The sequence below is a fragment of the Brevundimonas sp. UBA7838 genome, from assembly GCF_002500885.1.
GTDB lineage: Bacteria > Pseudomonadota > Alphaproteobacteria > Caulobacterales > Caulobacteraceae > Brevundimonas > Brevundimonas vesicularis_C.
On record NZ_DLTK01000020.1, the window covers coordinates 10,913 to 11,186 of the forward strand.

The following is a 274-nucleotide window of genomic DNA, read 5'->3' on the forward strand; positions in this document are numbered from 1 at the left end:
GCGACGCGGCCGAGGATGCGGCTCTGATCCTGCAACAGGCCGAACGGTGCCGGGGCATCCTGACCCAGCTGTCGCAGCAGCCCGAGGGCGACGACGCCCTGTATGCCGACGTCTCGCTGAAGGCCCTGCTGGAAGAGGTGGTGGAGCCCCACCGGGGCTTCGACCTGGCTTTCGATGTTCTGGTCAGGACACCGCCGGGGCAACCCGCACCGCGTGTGCGCCGGATGCCGGAGGTGATCCACGGCCTGTCCACCCTGGTCGAGAACGCCGCCGA

1 pseudogene is annotated in these 274 nt (G+C 69.7%); it reads left to right on the plus strand.

Annotation, left to right across the window (positions count from 1 at the left end):
• Positions 1-274, plus strand: a pseudogene (locus tag B3T77_RS01000) (sensor histidine kinase); the annotation flags it as partial.